We start from the raw sequence: 1,052 nt of genomic DNA, 5'->3' as shown, positions 1-1,052 counted from the left end.
CGGCTGGTGGATGATTTTCGTCTCACGGATATGGATGCCGATGAAGTATTCACCGCTTTGAACGAACGTTATCCCTCAGATGGAGCGCACGCACCGCTTTTACGTGTCAGCGATGTGATCCCAGGACACTGGAAAATAGGTAGACAACAATGAACAAGTTTCGCATTACCCATACTTACGCCATTCGAAAAGATGATTTTTACGCAATAGAAACGACGATGAACTTGCGCCAGGTGAATATGGCCGTTGCTTACCTTCAATTCATGTACTTCAATTTGCCGACCTTCAACTTCCTCAATGACGGATTGTGTGAACTGGACGTCGTCGTGTTAATGCACCGGATCTACGGCGCGCATATCATTACCGACCGCACCGCAATCGAGGCGGAGGTTGACCTTTATGTGAACTGGGAATATCAGTTAAGCCGCATTCAAAGAATACTCCCTGAGATACATGCGATAGCAAGGCCTGGCGTAAATGAAAGTATCCTGTTCCACCTGTGGGAAATGGGTAATCGGATCCTACCGATGCTTAAGCAGACTAACCCCGCACAGCATGACGAAGCTCAGCTTCAACTGCCACGCATTGAGAGGGTGCTCAAAGGTGCTCCAGTAGACTCCGCCTGGGGATGGGAATCATTCGATGGTGAACCTTGCTATGGTAATATCTATACCAAACAATCAACCCCTGATTTTCTCGTGAGGATTTTCTGATGAATCGACTCGGTGATCTACCCGAAGGTACTATTTGGCCGCATTTGCTTGACGCTATTCGAAATGATGTTTATGCCCAATTCGGTGCTGTATTGTCCGCACGACGGGATGAAATCGCACGCGGTGTTTCAACGCCTGAGCTGGCCGCTACGCTATTAAGTGAGTACGCCTCAGGTCTTTGTATGTCGCTCAATATTGTCGGCGTACCACACGATTTACAGCGCATGGCGGATGAGGCTGTGCGTGGTATCGACCCAAACTTTATTATCAATATGGCTAACCGCTGGAAAGGGGCGTCCATCATTTACACGGAAAAAGAAGCGTGAACATTCAAAAACT

At 48.1% G+C, this 1,052-nt stretch carries 2 protein-coding genes; both read left to right on the top strand.

The window, feature by feature from the left end:
- Nucleotides 1-149: 149 nt before the first annotated feature.
- Nucleotides 150-713 (top strand): hypothetical protein, encoded by a 564-nt coding sequence (locus tag ACVRRC_RS21865; RefSeq protein ID WP_131680332.1) that lies wholly within the window; start codon nucleotides 150-152, stop codon nucleotides 711-713.
- Nucleotides 713-1,039, top strand: a complete 327-nt coding sequence (locus ACVRRC_RS21860) for a hypothetical protein (RefSeq protein ID WP_131680333.1) — start codon at nucleotides 713-715, stop codon at nucleotides 1,037-1,039. The genes ACVRRC_RS21865 and ACVRRC_RS21860 overlap by 1 nt, the downstream gene beginning before the upstream one ends.
- The last annotated feature ends 13 nt before the right edge of the window (nucleotides 1,040-1,052 follow it).

The sequence above is a fragment of the Stutzerimonas sp. LR2 genome, from assembly GCF_055755175.1.
Note: the sequence above shows the minus strand (reverse complement) of the source record. Positions and strands in the feature narration are given on the sequence as shown.

Excerpts from the sequence above, each read along its gene's own strand:
- ACVRRC_RS21860 (WP_131680333.1), top strand. The coding sequence starts at position 713 with ATGAATCGACTCGGTGATCTACCCGAAGGTACTATTTGGCCGCATTTG.
- ACVRRC_RS21865 (WP_131680332.1), top strand. The coding sequence starts at position 150 with ATGAACAAGTTTCGCATTACCCATACTTACGCCATTCGAAAAGATGAT.